13 protein-coding genes and 1 tRNA gene are annotated in these 16,760 nt (G+C 57.5%); 7 read left to right on the forward strand and 7 right to left on the reverse strand.

Features of this window, described 5'->3' with window-relative positions; translation table 11 throughout:
- Positions 1 to 166: 166 nt before the first annotated feature.
- Both AB5Y51_RS11275 and tcdA read left to right on the forward strand, forming a co-directional pair.
- A tRNA-Asp gene (locus AB5Y51_RS11275) sits at positions 167 to 243 on the forward strand.
- Between the two features lie 144 nt (positions 244 to 387).
- Positions 388 to 1,224, forward strand: coding sequence for a tRNA cyclic N6-threonylcarbamoyladenosine(37) synthase TcdA (gene tcdA / locus AB5Y51_RS11280; protein ID WP_368178455.1), 837 nt, complete (start codon positions 388 to 390; stop codon positions 1,222 to 1,224).
- 21 nt (positions 1,225 to 1,245) lie between these two features.
- Here tcdA and AB5Y51_RS11285 read toward each other — a convergent pair whose 3' ends face one another.
- Both AB5Y51_RS11285 and AB5Y51_RS11290 read right to left on the reverse strand, forming a co-directional pair.
- Entirely contained in the window at positions 1,246 to 1,680 is a 435-nt protein-coding gene (locus AB5Y51_RS11285) for a SufE family protein (protein ID WP_069784755.1), read from the reverse strand.
- A 12-nt stretch (positions 1,681 to 1,692) separates the two neighbouring features.
- Entirely contained in the window at positions 1,693 to 2,913 is a 1,221-nt protein-coding gene (locus AB5Y51_RS11290; RefSeq protein WP_368178456.1) for an aminotransferase class V-fold PLP-dependent enzyme, read from the reverse strand.
- 152 nt (positions 2,914 to 3,065) lie between these two features.
- On the opposite strand from AB5Y51_RS11290, the gene rep reads away from it, so the two are divergent.
- Complete coding sequence (rep, locus tag AB5Y51_RS11295; RefSeq protein ID WP_368178457.1) at positions 3,066 to 5,078, forward strand: DNA helicase Rep; 2,013 nt, start codon at positions 3,066 to 3,068, stop codon at positions 5,076 to 5,078.
- Here the strand turns inward: rep and AB5Y51_RS11300 are convergent.
- The 5 genes from AB5Y51_RS11300 to AB5Y51_RS11320 form a co-directional block, all read right to left on the reverse strand.
- Positions 5,065 to 7,368 (reverse strand): bifunctional diguanylate cyclase/phosphodiesterase, encoded by a 2,304-nt coding sequence (locus AB5Y51_RS11300; protein ID WP_103858488.1) that lies wholly within the window; start codon positions 7,366 to 7,368, stop codon positions 5,065 to 5,067. The two genes, rep and AB5Y51_RS11300, sit on opposite strands and share 14 nt — an antisense overlap.
- A gap of 84 nt (positions 7,369 to 7,452) precedes the next feature.
- Positions 7,453 to 7,905, reverse strand: coding sequence for a cytochrome c5 family protein (locus AB5Y51_RS11305; protein ID WP_039041132.1), 453 nt, complete (start codon positions 7,903 to 7,905; stop codon positions 7,453 to 7,455).
- 219 nt (positions 7,906 to 8,124) lie between these two features.
- On the reverse strand, positions 8,125 to 9,150 hold the full coding sequence (gene tdh, locus AB5Y51_RS11310; protein WP_010672427.1) for an L-threonine 3-dehydrogenase: 1,026 nt from the start codon (positions 9,148 to 9,150) through the stop codon (positions 8,125 to 8,127).
- 89 nt (positions 9,151 to 9,239) lie between these two features.
- Positions 9,240 to 10,430, reverse strand: a complete 1,191-nt coding sequence (locus AB5Y51_RS11315; RefSeq protein WP_368178458.1) for a glycine C-acetyltransferase — start codon at positions 10,428 to 10,430, stop codon at positions 9,240 to 9,242.
- Between the two features lie 183 nt (positions 10,431 to 10,613).
- Entirely contained in the window at positions 10,614 to 11,258 is a 645-nt protein-coding gene (locus AB5Y51_RS11320) for a TetR/AcrR family transcriptional regulator (protein ID WP_368178459.1), read from the reverse strand.
- A 154-nt stretch (positions 11,259 to 11,412) separates the two neighbouring features.
- Between AB5Y51_RS11320 and rfaD the strand changes: the two genes are divergently transcribed.
- From rfaD to AB5Y51_RS11340, 4 genes are all read left to right on the forward strand, one after another.
- Positions 11,413 to 12,372 (forward strand): ADP-glyceromanno-heptose 6-epimerase, encoded by a 960-nt coding sequence (gene rfaD, locus AB5Y51_RS11325; protein WP_368178460.1) that lies wholly within the window; start codon positions 11,413 to 11,415, stop codon positions 12,370 to 12,372.
- A 49-nt stretch (positions 12,373 to 12,421) separates the two neighbouring features.
- A complete protein-coding gene (locus tag AB5Y51_RS11330) occupies positions 12,422 to 14,182 on the forward strand; it encodes a polysaccharide deacetylase family protein (protein WP_042014709.1) in 1,761 nt (586 codons plus the stop codon).
- Positions 14,166 to 15,479, forward strand: coding sequence for an O-antigen ligase family protein (locus AB5Y51_RS11335; protein WP_368178461.1), 1,314 nt, complete (start codon positions 14,166 to 14,168; stop codon positions 15,477 to 15,479). The genes AB5Y51_RS11330 and AB5Y51_RS11335 overlap by 17 nt, the downstream gene beginning before the upstream one ends.
- Before the next feature lie 84 nt (positions 15,480 to 15,563).
- Positions 15,564 to 16,484, forward strand: coding sequence for a glycosyltransferase family 2 protein (locus tag AB5Y51_RS11340; protein WP_080767867.1), 921 nt, complete (start codon positions 15,564 to 15,566; stop codon positions 16,482 to 16,484).
- The last annotated feature ends 276 nt before the right edge of the window (positions 16,485 to 16,760 follow it).

Consider the following 16,760-nt stretch of genomic DNA (forward strand, 5'->3'; position numbering starts at 1 on the left):
AGAAGTGAAACGCTGTAGCGCCGATGGTAGTGTGGCATTCGCCATGCGAGAGTAGGACACTGCCAGGCACCCAATTAAACGGTGATGTGAAGAATTACATGACCGGCTGCGAGGATGACACCTCATTAAGAAGCGGCAAATGATTTAGCGAAAGCTAACCGAATGCGGAGCGGTAGTTCAGTCGGTTAGAATACCGGCCTGTCACGCCGGGGGTCGCGGGTTCGAGTCCCGTCCGCTCCGCCACTTTTTAAGAAGCCCAGTCTAACGACTGGGCTTTTTTTCGTTTCCGGCGCACTCCTTTTCCCTCTCATCAACACCGCCATCATCCGATCATCGCCCCTGAGAGAGGTTGCCGCTATAATGGCCGCCCTCAAGCAAGGTGGTGGTATGAAAGCAGAGTATCTACAGCGATTCGGGGGCATTGCCCGTCTGTATGGCCAGCGTGCCCTTGGCTCCTTCAGCCAGGCGAAAGTCTGCGTGGTCGGGATTGGTGGCGTCGGTTCCTGGGCGGCCGAGGCGCTGGCTCGGGCCGGCATCAACCAGATCACTCTGATCGATATGGATGACATCTGCATCACCAACACCAATCGCCAGATCCATGCCATGCAGGGCACGGTCGGCCGTCTCAAGACGGAGGTGATGGCCGAGCGCATCCGTGCCATCAACCCGGATTGCGAGGTGATCGAGGTGGATGACTTCGTCACCGCCGACAACCTGAGCGAGCATATCAAGCGGGAGTTTGACTATGTGGTGGATGCCATCGACTCGGTCAAGGCCAAGGTGGCGCTGATTGCCTTCTGCAAGCGCAACAAGATCCCGGTGATCGTGGCGGGCGGTGCCGGCGGGCAGATGGACCCGACCCAGATCACCGTGGCCGACCTGGCCAAGACCATTCAGGATCCGCTGGCCGCCAAGGTGCGCTCCGACCTGCGCCGACTGCACAACTTCAGCAAGAATCCGGCGCGCAAATTCGGGGTGGAGTGTGTCTTCTCAACCGAGCAGCTGAGTTATCCGGATGGCAATGGCGACACCTGCCAGGCCAAGGCGGCCAGCGACGGCAATATGAAGATGGATTGCGCCTCCGGCTTCGGTGCCGTGACGCCGGTGACGGCCACTTTTGGCTTGGTTGCCGCGTCCCGGGTATTGAAGAAGATTGCCGAGCGGGGAGCCCGCGCCGAGAAAGAGGCCGGAAATGAAGACGCAGGGTCGATTGGCGAAGCCTGATCGACCACTGTACAAGGTGGGTTAGGCAGCCTGCTCCCGGATTGCCAACACGATTGCCCTGAGCCCGTTGCCTCGCGACGGGCTCAGGTGTTTCTCGAGCCCCAATTCGCTGAAATAGGCATCCATATCAAAAGCCTGGATAGCGTCGGCACTCTGATGATTGAGTGCCGCCAGCACGATGACGATAAGACCGCGCACGATGCGGGCGTCTGAGTCGCAGGCAAAATGCCAGTTGCCGTCCTCACCTACCTCTCCCTTGAGCCAGGCCTGGCTCTCGCACCCTTTCAGGCGGTTCTCTTCCTGCTGCCACTCTGCTGGCAAGGTGGGTAGCAGCTTGCCGAGCTGGATGATGAGCCGGTACTGGTTCTCCCAGCCGTTTGCTGCCGCAAACTGCTGGCGGATGGTATTTGCGTCGGGCTCAACGCCTATCCGGGTGTAGGTTGCGAGGCTGTTCATCGGGTGTCTGCCTTAGAAGAAGTCACTGAGTTTGTGCAGGGCGGCCAGCAGGGCGTCGGCATCGTCCCGATTGTTGTAGCAGGCCAGGGACACGCGCATGGTACCGCCGATCCCTAAGCTCTCCATCAACGGCATGGCGCAGTGATGGCCGACTCGCAGGGCGATCCCCTGCATGTCGAGCAGGGTAGCGGCATCTTGCGGGTGGATGTCGTCCAGCAGGAAAGAGACAGCGCCGGCGCGCTGACCGGGTTCGCCGACCAGACGCAGCCCTGGCACCTGTTGCAGTCCGGCAACCAGATAGTCGGTCAGCGCCGCTTCATGGCTGGCCAATGAATCCTTGTCCTGCTCCATCACAAAGTCGATGGCGGCGGCCAGGCCGATGGCGCCAGCGATATGGGGGGTGCCTGCCTCGAACTTGAAGGGCAGGGTGTTGAAGGTGGTGCCGCTGAAGCTGACCCTGTCTATCATCTCGCCTCCCGCTTGCCAGGGCGGCATCCGCTCCAGTAGTTCGGTGCGGCCCCACAACACACCGATGCCGGTCGGACCATAGAGCTTGTGACCGGAGAAGGCGTAGAAGTCGCAACCTATGGCCTGCACATCCACCTCGAGATGAGCCACCGCCTGAGCGCCATCGAGCAGGGTCAGAGCGCCGACCGCCTTGGCCGCTGCCACCATCTCTTTGACTGGATTGACGGTGCCAAGGGCATTGGAGACGTGGGCCACGCTTACCAGTCGGGTCCGTGGCCCCAGCATGGCGTGATAGGCGGCCAGATCGAGATCGCCCCGCTCATCGAGGGGGATGACCCGGATCACCGCGCCGGTGCGTTGGGCGACCAGCTGCCAGGGGACGATATTGGCGTGATGCTCGAGGGTGCTGAGCACGATTTCATCCCCCGCCCTCAGCTCGCTCATCCCCCAGCTCTGGGCCACCAGATTGATCGCCTCCGTGGTGCCACGGGTCCATATCACTTCGTGGCTGCGAGGGGCATTGATAAAGCGGGCAGCCGTCTTGCGGGCATCTTCGAAGGCGCGTGTGGCCCGGCCGCTCAGGGCATGGGCGGCGCGGTGCACGTTGGCATTGTCGGCCCGATAGTAGTGATTGATCGCATCCAGCACGGCTTGCGGTTTCTGGGTGGTGGCGGCGTTGTCCAGATAGACCAGAGGGTGGCCGTTCACCTCCTGCGTCAAGGCTGGAAACTGGCCGCGCAGCCGGTCGTGCTGTTGCTGATTCATGCTCCCCTCATCTCGTCTGGAAAAGTCGGTCATGATCCGGAAAATGGCGGGCAAACACAAGATGAAGTGGCGGGATCCCGTGCCCGGTTTCGGCTGCCCGCGGGATCTCTGCTACAATGCCGCCCCTCATCATAAGCCAAGAGATCCGGCCCATGAAGCTCAACCCCAATCAGAACGAAGCGGTCAAGTATGTCTCCGGCCCTTGCCTGGTGCTGGCGGGTGCCGGATCGGGCAAGACCCGCGTCATCACCAACAAGATTGCCTATCTGGTACAGCAGTGCGGCTACAACGCACGCAACATAGCGGCGGTCACCTTTACCAACAAGGCGGCGCGGGAGATGAAGGAGCGGGTCGGTCAGACCCTGGGTCGCAAGGAGGCGCGGGGGCTGATGGTCTCCACCTTCCACACTCTGGGGCTCGAGATCATCCGCCGCGAGCACAAGAGCCTGAACCTCAAGGCCAACTTCTCCCTGTTCGATGACACCGACCAGCTGGCGCTGCTGAAAGAGCTGACCGAGGCGGAGCTCGACAACGACAAGGACAAGCTCTCGGCCCTCATCAGCCAGATCTCCAACTGGAAAAACGACCTCATCCTGCCGGCCCGGGCCATGCGTATCGCCCGCGGGCCTGAAGAAGTGCTGATGGCCGAGCTCTACGAGCGTTACCACCGCCAGATGGTGGCTTACAACGCGCTGGATTTTGACGACCTCATCGTAATGCCGACCCTGCTGCTCAAGAGCAACCAGGAGGTGCGCGAGCGCTGGCAGAACAAGATCCGCTACCTGCTGGTCGATGAATACCAGGACACCAATACCAGCCAGTACGAACTGGTGAAGCAGATCGTCGGCGAGCGGGCCCGTTTTACCGTGGTGGGGGATGACGACCAGTCCATCTACTCCTGGCGTGGGGCCAAGCCGCAGAATCTGGTGCTGCTGAACGAAGATTTCCCCAATCTGCGGCTCATCAAGCTGGAGCAAAACTACCGCTCCAAGCGGCGCATCCTCAAGTGCGCCAACATCCTGATCGCCAACAACCCCCACGTCTATGACAAGGCGCTCTTCTCCGAACTGGACGAGGGGGTGAAGCTCAAGGTGCTGTTTGCCAAGAACGAGGAGCACGAGGCGGAGCGTATCGCCGCCGAGCTGATGGGCCACAAGTTCATGAACCGCACCCGGTTCAAGGACTATGCCATCCTCTATCGGGGCAACCATCAGTCGCGCATCTTCGAGAAGGCGCTGATGACCAACCGCATTCCCTACCGTATCTCGGGCGGTACCTCGTTTTTCTCCCGCACCGAGATCAAGGACATCATGGCCTACCTCAAGCTGCTGGTGAACCCGGACGAGGACACTGCCTTCCTGCGGGTGGTCAACCTGCCGCGCCGCGAGATAGGCCCCACCACCCTCGAAAAACTGGGCCAGTACGCCAACCAGCGTGGCAAGAGCCTGTTTGCCGCCAGTTTCGAGCTGGGGCTGGAGCAACACCTCTCCGGGCGCGGTCTATCCGCCTTGCAGGCTTTCACCAACTGGCTGGTACGGCTCGGCGATCAGGCGCTGCGCGGCAATCCGGTGGAGGCGGTGCGGGACATGATCAAGGAGATCCACTACGAGGAGTGGCTCTATGAGACCTCCCCCAGTCCGAAGGCGGCGGAGATGCGGATGCAAAACGTCTCCACCCTTTATCGCTGGATCAGCGAGATGCTGGAGGGGGATGAGCTGGAGGAGTCGATGACACTTGCTCAGGTGGTGACTCGCCTCACCCTGCGGGACATGATGGAACGCAATGAGGGAGAGGACGAGGCTGACCAAGTGCAGCTGATGACATTGCACGCCTCCAAGGGGCTGGAGTTTCCCTATGTCTACATGGTGGGCATGGAGGAGGGGCTGCTGCCCCACCAGACCAGCATCGACGAGGACAACGTGGAGGAGGAGCGGCGCCTCGCCTACGTGGGGATCACCCGGGCCCAGACCGAGCTGACCTTTACCCTCTGCAAGGAGCGTCGCCAGTTTGGCGAGTCGGTACGGCCGGAGCCGAGCCGCTTCCTGCTGGAGCTGCCCCAGGATGACCTGGAGTGGGAAAACCAGAAGAAGGTGACGGCAGAGGAGCGCCAGCAGAAGGGGCAGGTTGGTGTCGCCAACCTGCGGGCCCTGTTCAAGAAGGATTGAGGCCGGAAGGCTTGGCCTCTCGGGCGGCCTGACCCAGCAGGGGGGGAATATCGGCTCCCGGCAGCGGGGGGGAGATGTGGCGCCCCTGCCCGAGGGCGCAGCCAAGCTCGATGAGCTTTTGCAACTGTTGCTGATTTTCGATCCCCTCGACCACCAGGGTGAAGTCGAGGTCCTGGCAGATGTCCCGCATGGCGCGGATCAGCGCCAGATCCTTGGGTGAGTTCAACATGCGATGGGTGAAGCTGTCGTCCACCTTGATGTAATCCACCGGGAAGTGAAACAGGGCGTTGAGAGAAGAGAAGCCGGTGCCGAAGTCATCCAGGCTGACCTGGATCCCTTTCGCCCTGAGTTCATGCAAGGCTGTGAGGGAGTCGGCACTCTGCCGGGAGAGCTCGCGTTCGTTGAACTCAAAGATGAAACATGCGGGGATGACACCCTCCTCCTCCATGATGGTGAGCAGTTGCATGATCTGCTCGTGGCTGGCCAGGTGCTTGCCGGAGAGGTTGATGGCTATCCTGAAACGACCGACCCCGGAGGCGGGCTGCCAAAGCTTCAGTTGCTGGCAGGTGCGCTTGAGGATCTGGCGGTCCAGATCCTGAATGAGGCCGCACTGTTCCGCCAGAGGAATGAAGTCGAATGCATCCTTGAGCTCCCCTTCCTCCGTTATCCAGCGCGCCATCACCTCCAGTCCGACCAGGCGGCTGTCACACAGCCTGATCACCGGCTGGAAGTAGGGCACAATCCGCCCTTCCCGCAAGGCTCTGAAGAGCCGCTCTTCCGGTGACCCCGCCTGTTCGGTACAGGCCTCCGAATACATGACGATGCGGCTGCGACCGTTGCGCTTGGCCTGGTACATGGCGAGGTCTGCCTGGTGCAGCAGTTCACTGACATCGGCCGTTTGCTCCGTCACGCTGGCGACCCCCAGACTGACGGTGATGGTCAGTTCGTTGCCCTGGATCCGGAACGGATGGCCGATACGGCCAATCAGGCGATTGAGCACGGGGCTGATGTCCTCTTCCCGCTGGCTGTTGTCCAGATAGATGACGAATTCGTCCCCTCCGAGCCTCGCCACCATGTCATTTTGCCGGATGCAGCCTTGCAGCCTGCTGCCCAGCTCCTGCAGCAACTGATCGCCAGCACTGTGGCCCAAGGCGTCATTGACCTGCTTGAAGTGATCCACATCGACGAAGATCAGGGTGAAGCCGGCTGTCTGGTAGCGGCGGTAGCGGGTCATGGCATGATGCAGGTGATTCATCAGCAGCGCCCGGTTTGGCAACTGGGTCAGCGGGTCGTGCAGGGCATTGAACTGGAGCCGCCGCTCCAGCTCCTGATGATGCTTGAGCCGTTTCTGCAACCTCAGGTTGGTTTGGCGCAGCTGTTGGAGGCGCTGGTTGATGGACTCCTCCGAGTTGAGCTCATCGAGTTGCTGTCGCACCCTTTTGAGCTCCAGCAACAGGGTCAGCTGATGGCGCAGGAAATCGAGGAACAGCCTGTCATCGGTTTCCAGAGGCCGGGTCATGTTGAGGATGAGGTGGGCAAAGTATTGCTGCTGCTGGCGCAGGGGCAGGCTGTACCAGTAAAGCCCCTCTTCATGGCGCTCTACGCTGTTGGTGCTGTGGCACATGGCCCGAATGATGTCATCGTCGTATGTCAGGTGTGGTGGATAGAGTCGCTCCAGTCGCTGGTTTTCCAGCCGGATCAGCAACATGTCGCTGACCGAGAGCATCTGGCGCAACACAGCTTCCAACTGGGCAAACAGGGCATGCTGAGGCAGGTTGTGAGCCAGGCGCATCACTCGGCCGATCTTCTCGATTTTCTCCTGCCACTGGGGATCCCGCTGCATGAGAGGGGAGGCCTGCCCCGCCAGCTGAGTACCGGTCTGGGTTTCGTGCAGTCGTTTGGCCAGGCACTCCAACAGCAACCTCAGGGTGGGTGCCTGATCCGGGGTGCTGCGTGCCAGCAACCACTGCACGTCGATATGCTCCACAGGCTGCACGCACCAGCCCTGACCTTCATCGAGCCGGGTGAGCTGTTCGGTGAGGCGAGGTTCTTCCCGTCCCAATTGTTGCTTGAACACGTCGGGAAGCTGATAGGTGTAGCGCCAGTTCAGCCCCCCGTCGGCCAGCCCCAGCATGGCGAAATGTTGCAGAGGGCAGAGTGTGTCCAGCAGACCGACCAGTCGGGCGTAATCCTCGGGGGAGGCAATGCCGGGGGCGGGGAAATCCATGATGGAGGAGACGACCGCCAGCAAGGAGTGCGAGTCTGGCGGTGTGGTGGGCTGAACTGACATGCAACACTCCCGAAAAAACTTACCTTCAAGCGTAGTCGGAAGTGATGGGATTGAAAGGGCTGCAAGAGGAGCCCTTTCAATTACTTAGAGCTTGTCGATCATGTAGTGAATGGCGTTCTCGATCTCTTCGTCACTGCAGGTGGCGCAGGTCCCCCGCGGTGGCATCATGCCAGCCTTGCCGGTGAAGCCTTCGATGGCGTGTTTGCGCAAGGTGTCGAAGCCCTGGGCGATGCGTGGCTCCCAGGCGGCCTTGTCACCTCGCTTGGGGGCGCCGGCGGCACCGGTATCGTGGCAGGCGAAGCAGGCACCCTTGAACACGGTCTCTCCGTCACGTGGGCCGGAGGAGGCTGCCGCAGGCGCGGCCGCGGCGGTCGCAATGCCTTCCAGATCCTTGGCGGTATAAACCTGGCCAACCGGGGCAATACGCTCGGCGATGGCCTCTGTCGACATGTCATCGGCGGCAAGGACGGCGCCGGACAGAGTGGCGGCCGCCATCCCGGCAGCCAGCAAATAGCTCAGTTTTTTCAACACGCTCATGTACTCCCAGCAGGCTCTTATTATCCCCAGAAAACGACGGGATTATAACCGAATAGTTACAGTCATTTAAACGCTTGTGTGTGAAGTGTTAAGCAATCTGCAAACAAAGTGGTAGAGCGGGAAGGGGTGATCCCACATAAAAAAACCCGGCATGCGCCGGGTTTCGTGAGGCTGAACAAAATAGGGCGCGCTGATTGCCCAGACGCCCCTCGCGCGTCGTCAATCCCAGTTCAGGATCACCTTGCCGGACTTGCCCGAGCCCATGGCTTCGAAGCCCTGCTGGAAGTCATCGATATGGAAATGGTGGGTGATGATGGGGCTGAGATCCAGGCCAGACTGGATGAGGCTTGCCATCTTGTACCAGGTTTCGAACATTTCGCGGCCGTAGATCCCCTTGATGAAGAGTCCCTTGAAGATCACCTTGCCCCAGTCGATGGCCATGGTGGAGGGAGGAATGCCGAGCATGGCGATTTTGCCGCCGTGGTTCATCTTGTCGATCATGTCCTGGAAGGCGCTGGGCACCCCGGACATCTCCAGCCCCACATCGAACCCTTCGGTCATGCCGAGATCTTCCATGACATCGGAGAGCTTCTCCTTGGCCACGTTGACGGCACGGGTGGCGCCCATCTTGCGGGCCAGTTCCAGCCGGTATTCGTTGACGTCGGTGATCACCACGTGACGGGCGCCAACGTGACGGCAGACGGCAGCAGCCATGATGCCGATGGGGCCTGCGCCGGTGATGAGCACGTCTTCACCCACCAGGTCGAAGGAGAGGGCGGTGTGCACGGCGTTGCCGAACGGATCGAAGATGGCGGCCAGCTCATCGGGGATGTTGTCCGGCAGCTTGAAGGCGTTGAAGGCCGGGATCACCAGGTATTCGGCGAAGGATCCCGGGCGGTTCACACCCACACCAATGGTGTTGCGGCACAGGTGGGTGCGACCGGCACGGCAGTTGCGGCAGTGGCCGCAGGTGATGTGGCCTTCGCCGGAGACGCGATCGCCGATGGCGAAGCCGCGCACTTCCTGGCCGACGGCGACCACCTCTCCCACATACTCGTGCCCCACCACCATGGGGACGGGAATGGTCTTCTGGGCCCACTCGTCCCAGTTGTAGATGTGCATGTCGGTGCCGCAGATGGCGGTCTTGCGGATCTTGATGAGCAAATCGTTGTGGCCGAGCTCGGGAGCCGGGACATCGGTCATCCAGATGCCGACTTCGGATTTGAGTTTGGAGAGTGCTTTCATGACAGATTCCTCACGGCGCCATGCCGGGTACAGAGGGTAATAAAATGGGGCCCAACCTTGGCCCCCGTTTTAATCAGCCAGCCATGTGATCAAATCACACCGAGCTCGCGACCGATGCGAATGAAGGCATCGATCGCCTTGTCCAGTTGTTCCCGGGTATGGGCGGCGGACATCTGGGTCCGGATGCGCGCCTGACCCTTGGGTACCACGGGGAAGGAGAAGCCCACCACGTAGATACCGGCGGCCAGCATGCGGCTCGCCATCTCGGCGGCTAGTTTGGCATCCCCCAGCATGACCGGAATGATGGCGTGATCGGCGCCGGTCAGGGTAAAGCCGGCGGCGCTCATGCGCTCGCGGAAGTAGGCACTGTTCTCCTTGAGGCGGGCGCGCAGGTCGTGACCCTCGGCCAGCATGTCGATCACCTTGATGGTGGCCGAGACGATGGAGGGTGCCAGGGAGTTGGAGAAGAGGTAGGGACGGGAGCGCTGACGCAACCAGTCGATCACCTCTTTCTTGCCGGAGGTGTAGCCACCGGACGCGCCACCCAGCGCCTTGCCCAGGGTGCCGGTGATGATGTCGACCCGTTCCATCACCTCGCAGTATTCGTGGGTGCCGCGGCCGTTCTCACCGATGAAGCCGACGGCGTGGGAGTCATCCACCATCACCAGCGCATCGTACTTGTCGGCCAGATCGCAGATGGATTTGAGGTCGGCGATGACGCCATCCATGGAGAAGACGCCATCGGTGGCGATCAGTTTGAAGCGGGCGCCGTCGGCATCGGCCTGCTTGAGCTGGGCTTCCAGTTCGGCCATGTCGTTGTTGGCGTAGCGATAGCGCCTGGCCTTGCACAACCGCACCCCATCGATGATGGAGGCATGGTTGAGGGCGTCGGAGATGATGGCGTCTTCGGCACTGAAAAGGGTCTCGAACAGACCTCCGTTGGCGTCGAAGCAGGAGGAGTAAAGGATGCTGTCTTCGGTGCCGAGGAAGGCGGACAGCTTCTGCTCCAGCTCCTTGTGCTGGTCCTGGGTACCGCAGATGAAGCGCACGGAGGCCATGCCGAAGCCGTGGCTCTCGAGCCCCTGATGGGCGGCGGCAATCAGGTCGGGGTGGTTGGCCAGCCCCAGGTAGTTGTTGGCACAGAAGTTCAGTACCTGCTCGCCACCCACCGCAATCTGGGCCTGCTGGGCCGAGGTGATGATGCGCTCCTGCTTGTATAGCCCTTCCGCCTTGACCTGTTCGAGCTGTTCGGTCAGGTGACGATAGAATCCGTTAGACATCCTCGGTCCTCATTGCTGTATCGACTGTGTTATCAGGATCCCGGGCCGTGCAACCCGCACGGTTCGGCGTCGTCACGGTCGCGACGAAACGCCGACAGACCCTAGAATGGGCGACATTTTACTGTAATCCCTGCGTATAAATTCAAATTTTTATGCTGATAATCAACAATTGTGAAACAGATCTCACCCGGCTGGTTGGGCCAGTTGGTGATAATGTTGCTCCAGTTGATGTATCTGGGGGGCCACCTGTGGATGCACGTAGGGGCGCAGCAAAAACAGCACCCGCAAGACCCCCTGGTAGAGCAGGGGTTTGGTGATGCGGGTGGCCGGGGCCTGGGCGATCTGGAACGGGATCCAGCAGGTGACGACCATCTTGATGGTCTGGCCGAGATCCGGCAGGTCTTCATCGCTGACGGCGATGATACCGCCTTCGCGCAGGCTTCTGAGCAGCGTCTCCACGGTGGCACGGAGCTGCTCCTGTGCCTTGAGGTATTTCTGCTGCAGAAGCTCGTCGCGACTCAGGATGTCCGGCAGGTTCGCGTAGAAGAAGCGGAACTGCCACATCAAATAGAAGATGGCATCCAGGTAGCCCATCAGATCCTCCAGCCGGATCTCGCTGCTGCGGATCGGAGTGAAGCTGTCGCTCAGGTGGCGGGCGTACTGATCGAAGATGGAGTGGATGATGTCTTCTTTGTTTCTGAAGTGGTAGTAAAGGTTGCCCGGGCTGATGCCAAGGTGTGCGGCAATGTGGTTGGTGGTGATGTTGCGCTCGCCCTGATCGTTGAACAGCTCGGTGGCGCTGTGGATGATCCTGTCTCTGGTCTTCATCGCTGGTCCCTCTGCCGGGCCCGAAGGGGAAAAGTCATCGAGGTCGAATCCCCTTGCGGCCCGTGATAAACTTTTCGGCAATTTCAAATTGGCCCACTATACACAGCTTTAACAGGCAGTCACACGGGGCCACAACGTACGCGAGGCAAACTCCATGATCGTAGTAACTGGCGGTGCTGGCTTTATCGGCAGCAATCTGGTCAAGCAGCTGAACGCTCAAGGACGGACCGATATCGTGGTCATTGATGACCTGACCGACGGCACCAAGTTCGTCAACCTGGTCGACCTCACCATCGCCGACTACATGGACAAGGACGAGTTCCAGGCGCGGATCGTCTCCGGTGACGAATTCGAGGAGTGGGATGACGGCATCGAGGTGATCTTCCACGAAGGCGCCTGCTCCGCGACCACCGAGTGGAACGGCAAGTTCATCATGGAGGCCAACTACGAGTACTCCAAGGATCTGTTCCACTACTGCATCGAACGGGAAATCCCCTTCATCTACGCCTCTTCCGCCGCGACCTATGGCGGGCGCAACGACAACTTCATCGAAGACCCGAGGTTCGAGCAGCCCCTCAACGTCTACGGCTACTCCAAGCAGCTGTTCGATCAGTACGTGCGTCGCTGGATGCCGGAGATCAACTCCCAGGTGGTGGGTCTCAAGTACTTCAACGTCTATGGTCCCCGCGAGCAGCACAAGGGATCCATGGCGTCCGTGGCCTTCCACCTCAATACCCAGGTGAAGCAGGGTGACAATCCCAAGCTGTTCGAGGGCTGTGACGGCTTCCCGGATGGCGGCCAGATGCGCGACTTCATCTACGTGGACGACGTCTGCAAGGTGAACCTCTGGTTCTGGCAGAATCCGCAGCACTCCGGCATCTTCAACTGCGGCACCGGCCGGGCTGAGCCGTTCCAGAACGTGGCGGAAGCCGTGATCAGGCATCACCAGAAAGGCGCCATCGAATACATTCCCTTCCCGGATCACCTCAAGGGTCGCTACCAGAGCTTCACCCAGGCGGATCTCACCAAGTTGCGCGGCGTCGGCTATGACGGCGAGTTCAAGACTGTGGCCGAAGGCGTGGCCGATTACATGGCCTGGTTGAACCGGGCTTGATCCCCCTCTGGCGGGTGGCTCTGGCCACCCGTCGATCGGATGCGCTTGCATGAACATATTGATGGCTCTCTCCCAGCTCGAAGTGACGGGCGCGGAGGTCTATGCCACCACGGTCGGCAACGAGCTGACCCGCCGTGGCCACCAGGTTTTCTACGTCTCTGACACCCTGACCAAACCGACTCTGGGACCGGTCTTTCGGTTGCGCTTCAACAAGCGCAGCATCCTGCGCCGCTTCTGGCACGTCTTCTATCTCATCTATCTGATCCGCAAGCACAGGATCCAGCTTGTGCACGCCCATTCGCGCGCCTCGGGCTGGAGCAGCTACGTCGCCTGCAAGCTGACCGGCACCCCCATGATCACCACGGTGCACGGGCGCCAGCCGGTACACGCCTCCCGCAAGGCATTCCATGCGCTGGGCTACCGGGCGGTGGCGGTGTGCGAGGATATCGCCAGCCAGATCATCGACAACCTGGGGGTGGACCCGGCCATGGTGCAGGTGCTGCGCAACGGCATCGAGACCGACAAGTTCCAGCCCGTGCCGATACCGGACAACGACAAACCGGTGATCGCCATCATTGGTCGGCTGAGCGGTCCCAAGGGGGAGCTCTGCTACCGGTTGCTGGACGAGGTTCTGGATCTGGAAGCCTGCCGGGTGCGCGTCGTCAGCGGCACCCAGGTGCCGGCGCGTTTTGCCCGTTTTCAGGACAAGGTCGACTTCGTCGGCTATGTGGACGATGTGCCCGCCCTGATGGCGGGCTGCGATCTGGTGATCGGTGCCGGTCGGGTGGCGATGGAGGCGCTGCTGTGCGGTCGTCCGGCGTTTGCCATCGGCGAAGCCAGGGCCATCGGTCTGGTGACGGAGCAGAATCTGGACGAGGCCCTCGCCAGCAACTTCGGCGACATCGGCCCCAGGGATCTGGCCATCGACTTTGCCGGGCTGAAGGCGCAGATCCCTTCGGCGCTGGCCTCCAAGGTGGTGCCAGACCCAGTGCGCCAACGGATCCTGCAAGAGTATGATTTGCAAGGCGTCGTGACCGGGCTGGAATCCGTCTATCAGGACGCCGTGGTCGAGACCCTGCGCCGGGAGATGCCGGTCATCATGTATCACCGCTTCATCGAGCACGAGAGCGAAAAGGGAGTGCATGGCACCTGGCTCCCGGTCGCCATGTTCGAGAAGCACCTCAAGCTGATGAAGTGGCTGGGCTACGAGACGCTGACATTTGCCGACCTGGCGGAGAACGGGTTCATCCACCGGCTGCAATACGGCAAGAAGTACCTGATGATCACCGTGGACGACGGCTATCGGGACAACCTCACCCGCATGCTGCCGCTACTGGAAAAGTATGGCTACAAGGCGGTGGTCTATGTGGTGACCGGTGAGGATCACAATCGTTGGGATGTGGAGCACCCGACTCACCCCGATACCCCGGTGACCCTGATGACCCCGGACGAAATCAAGGCGCTGGTGGCCTCCGGTCATGTGGAGATCGGGGGCCATACCCTGACTCACCCCCGCCTGAGCACGCTCCCCCCAGAGGAGCAGGCCCACCAGATCCAGGCCAACAAGGCCTGGCTGGAGCAGTTGCTCGGCCATCCCCTGATCTCGTTTGCCTATCCTTACGGGGATCTGAACGACAGTGCAAAAGCCCAGGCCGTTGCCGCCGGTTATCGCTATGCTGTGGCCACCAACAGCGGCCCCAGAGCCATGCACCGGGATCCGTTCCAGATCCGCCGGATCGCCATCTTCCCCCGCACCGACATGTTCGGTCTGTGGCGCAAGATCAGGGGGAATTATGTCTTCAGAAAATAAGGTTGTTGTAGAGGAACGTATGCCGATGCAAACAGAATCGCCGCCCAATCAGGGCGCATTTGGGCTGGTCCATGACCAAGCGTTGCCGCTACTAGTTCAACTCTCAGCTTTTTTATTTGGAGCTCTGGCACTATCCGTGCCCAGTGGTTACTCCTATGGCCCAGCTTTGTTGTTGCTGGCAAGCCTGTGTTTCTTCTCTGTGAGGCGCTTGAATTGGGTATTACCCCGTGAACTCAAGTTTATCGGGCTTGGCTTGTCGCTCTATTTTCTGGTGATGGTTATTTCCGTTTGGTTTGATGGTGGCAAGATCAGCCAAATCGACAGGGCAAGTAGAGCGCTGATGGCTGTTGTCATATTGCCCTTACTAGCTTGCGTGCCTGTGCGCCTTCCTATACTGCTTTCCGGTTGTGGTGTCGGTGCTCTCCTCGCATGTGGCATAGCCATTCATGATAAATTTATTTTGGGCTATGAGCGGGCATTTAACGATATGATGCCACTACAGAGTGGTAATATTGCCATGTCGTTAGGATTATTTTGCCTGTGTGGACTTCTTTGGGCACAAAAAAAGGGAAAATTGGCCTTCTCTTTTTTCATGCTGCTGGGAGGTTGTGCTGGGATGGGGGCCAGTTTCCTCTCGGGAACGCGTGGGGGGTGGGTATTATTACCTGTTATTTTATTTACTATTGCGGTGCTGTTTAAAGAGTGCCTGTATCGCAAGACAACCCTCGTTATGCTTGTAGGTGGACTGTTATACGGTGGTTTTTTGATTGTCCAACCGCAGAGTGGTGTGGAAGCACGGATAGAGCTGGCTCAGAATGATATCAGCCAATATCTCGACAAAACCAACCTCAACACCTCGCTTGGGATCAGACTTCAGCTTTGGCAGAGTGCTTGGCAGAGCTTTACCGAAAAGCCACTATTTGGCTGGGGAAATCATGGGATTCGGCAGTCACAAAAAGCGCAGCTGGCACGAGGAGAAATTAGCCAGTTTATCTATGATTTCAATTCTCATGCCCATAACCAGTTTCTCGATGAAATGGCCAAACGAGGCATTGTTGGCCTTGGTGCGTTGCTATTGATGATGTTGATCCCCCTATTCTTGGTAAAAAGTCGTTTGCACCGACCCCATAATGATGATGTGCATTGTGGTTCCGCGTTGGTTATTGTGGCTGTTTTTTCATCGATTGATTACTGCCTCAGTCAGGCATTTTTTGGTCACAATTCTGGTATTACTTTCTTTGTCTCATCGCTGGTTATAGCTGCATCTATAGTTTTTAAGGAGAGTGATACAGAATGAATTGATAGCGATAAACAGGGGGTATTGTTTTTTTGTGTGATTAGTTATTATAAATAATGTCATCTTTAACAGTGAGGGTATAGAATGGGGGTTTCTGTTTCTATTGTAATTTTAAATTACAATTCGTCTAAATACACAATGGATTGCATTGATAGTATATTGCGTGGTTCATTTCAAGATTATGAAATAATAGTGGTTGATAATAACTCGAGCGAGGATGAACGTGGCATATTTATTGATTACTTGAAAATTAAAAATAATGATAAAATACATTTTATAGATAATGATATTAATTTCGGATTTGCTCTTGGAAACATACTTGGAATATCAGAATCTAAAGGAGAGTACATATTTGTTCTTAACAATGATACGCTAGTGGATGAGGGCGCGCTTGATATACTTCATTCCTTCATGGAGGATAATCCAGATGTATCGCTGTGTATACCATCTCAGTATAATAAAGATGGTACATATCATCCATCCTTTGCCTATTTACCATCAGTAGGTAATCAATGGTTTGGCAACGGATTATGTCGAATGTTAAAATCATCAGAGTATATGGATAGGAAGAAGGAATATAAAAAACCATTCAGGGTCCAAATGGGTAGTGGAGCATCAATGTTTTTTCGCGCATCCGACTATTTTAAAGTTGGAGGTTTAGATCCTAATTTTTTCCTTTACTGTGAGGAAGAAGATATCTGTATTAGAATGAAGAAAGAAAAAATGAATATATTCTTTGTTCCTGATGCAAAGATAGTTCATTATGGTGGTGGGAGTACGAATAGAAATCTAGACATAGAAATAGAGTTTTACAGATCTTTATTTTATTTTTTTGATAAAAATTATAATTTTTTATCTGCAAAATCTCTTAAGTTTAGATTTATTATCAAGGAACTCATCAAATCATGTAAAAAGCCGACTAGATTTAAGTTATTCTTTGCTATTATCATAAGACCATCACTGTCTTATTCCTTAAGGCATAAGCAGCGAGGATTAAAAAATTAATATCATTTAACAATGGATGAGTTTAGATAGACTTTTTTCTTAAAGCATAGCTTTTTTAAAAAAATTATAGAAAGTGGCATTAAAATCAGCTGAGATATAATTTAATTATTTTAACAGACTGCGAAATAATAATCACATATAGTCTACTATCTTTAATGCAGTTTCTAGCGTCAATCTATAGTTCCGAATACGAGAGTCATTCGATCATATCGGTGGTGGTGAAGCCCGTTTTCGGGTGGAATGACCATAACCAGTAACGAATTAAAGGTCAGACCA

Source organism: Aeromonas sp. R7-1 (assembly GCF_040908115.1).
Classification (GTDB): domain Bacteria; phylum Pseudomonadota; class Gammaproteobacteria; order Enterobacterales; family Aeromonadaceae; genus Aeromonas; species Aeromonas caviae.

Bases quoted from the DNA above. Each gene is read 5' to 3' on its own strand.
- tcdA (WP_368178455.1), top strand. From the start codon at position 388: ATGAAAGCAGAGTATCTACAGCGATTCGGGGGCATTGCCCGTCTGTAT.
- AB5Y51_RS11285 (WP_069784755.1), bottom strand. From the start codon at position 1,680: ATGAACAGCCTCGCAACCTACACCCGGATAGGCGTTGAGCCCGACGCA.
- AB5Y51_RS11290 (WP_368178456.1), bottom strand. From the start codon at position 2,913: ATGAATCAGCAACAGCACGACCGGCTGCGCGGCCAGTTTCCAGCCTTG.
- rep (WP_368178457.1), top strand. From the start codon at position 3,066: ATGAAGCTCAACCCCAATCAGAACGAAGCGGTCAAGTATGTCTCCGGC.
- AB5Y51_RS11300 (WP_103858488.1), bottom strand. From the start codon at position 7,368: ATGTCAGTTCAGCCCACCACACCGCCAGACTCGCACTCCTTGCTGGCG.
- AB5Y51_RS11305 (WP_039041132.1), bottom strand. From the start codon at position 7,905: ATGAGCGTGTTGAAAAAACTGAGCTATTTGCTGGCTGCCGGGATGGCG.
- tdh (WP_010672427.1), bottom strand. From the start codon at position 9,150: ATGAAAGCACTCTCCAAACTCAAATCCGAAGTCGGCATCTGGATGACC.
- AB5Y51_RS11315 (WP_368178458.1), bottom strand. From the start codon at position 10,430: ATGTCTAACGGATTCTATCGTCACCTGACCGAACAGCTCGAACAGGTC.
- AB5Y51_RS11320 (WP_368178459.1), bottom strand. From the start codon at position 11,258: ATGAAGACCAGAGACAGGATCATCCACAGCGCCACCGAGCTGTTCAAC.
- rfaD (WP_368178460.1), top strand. From the start codon at position 11,413: ATGATCGTAGTAACTGGCGGTGCTGGCTTTATCGGCAGCAATCTGGTC.
- AB5Y51_RS11330 (WP_042014709.1), top strand. From the start codon at position 12,422: ATGAACATATTGATGGCTCTCTCCCAGCTCGAAGTGACGGGCGCGGAG.
- AB5Y51_RS11335 (WP_368178461.1), top strand. From the start codon at position 14,166: ATGTCTTCAGAAAATAAGGTTGTTGTAGAGGAACGTATGCCGATGCAA.
- AB5Y51_RS11340 (WP_080767867.1), top strand. From the start codon at position 15,564: ATGGGGGTTTCTGTTTCTATTGTAATTTTAAATTACAATTCGTCTAAA.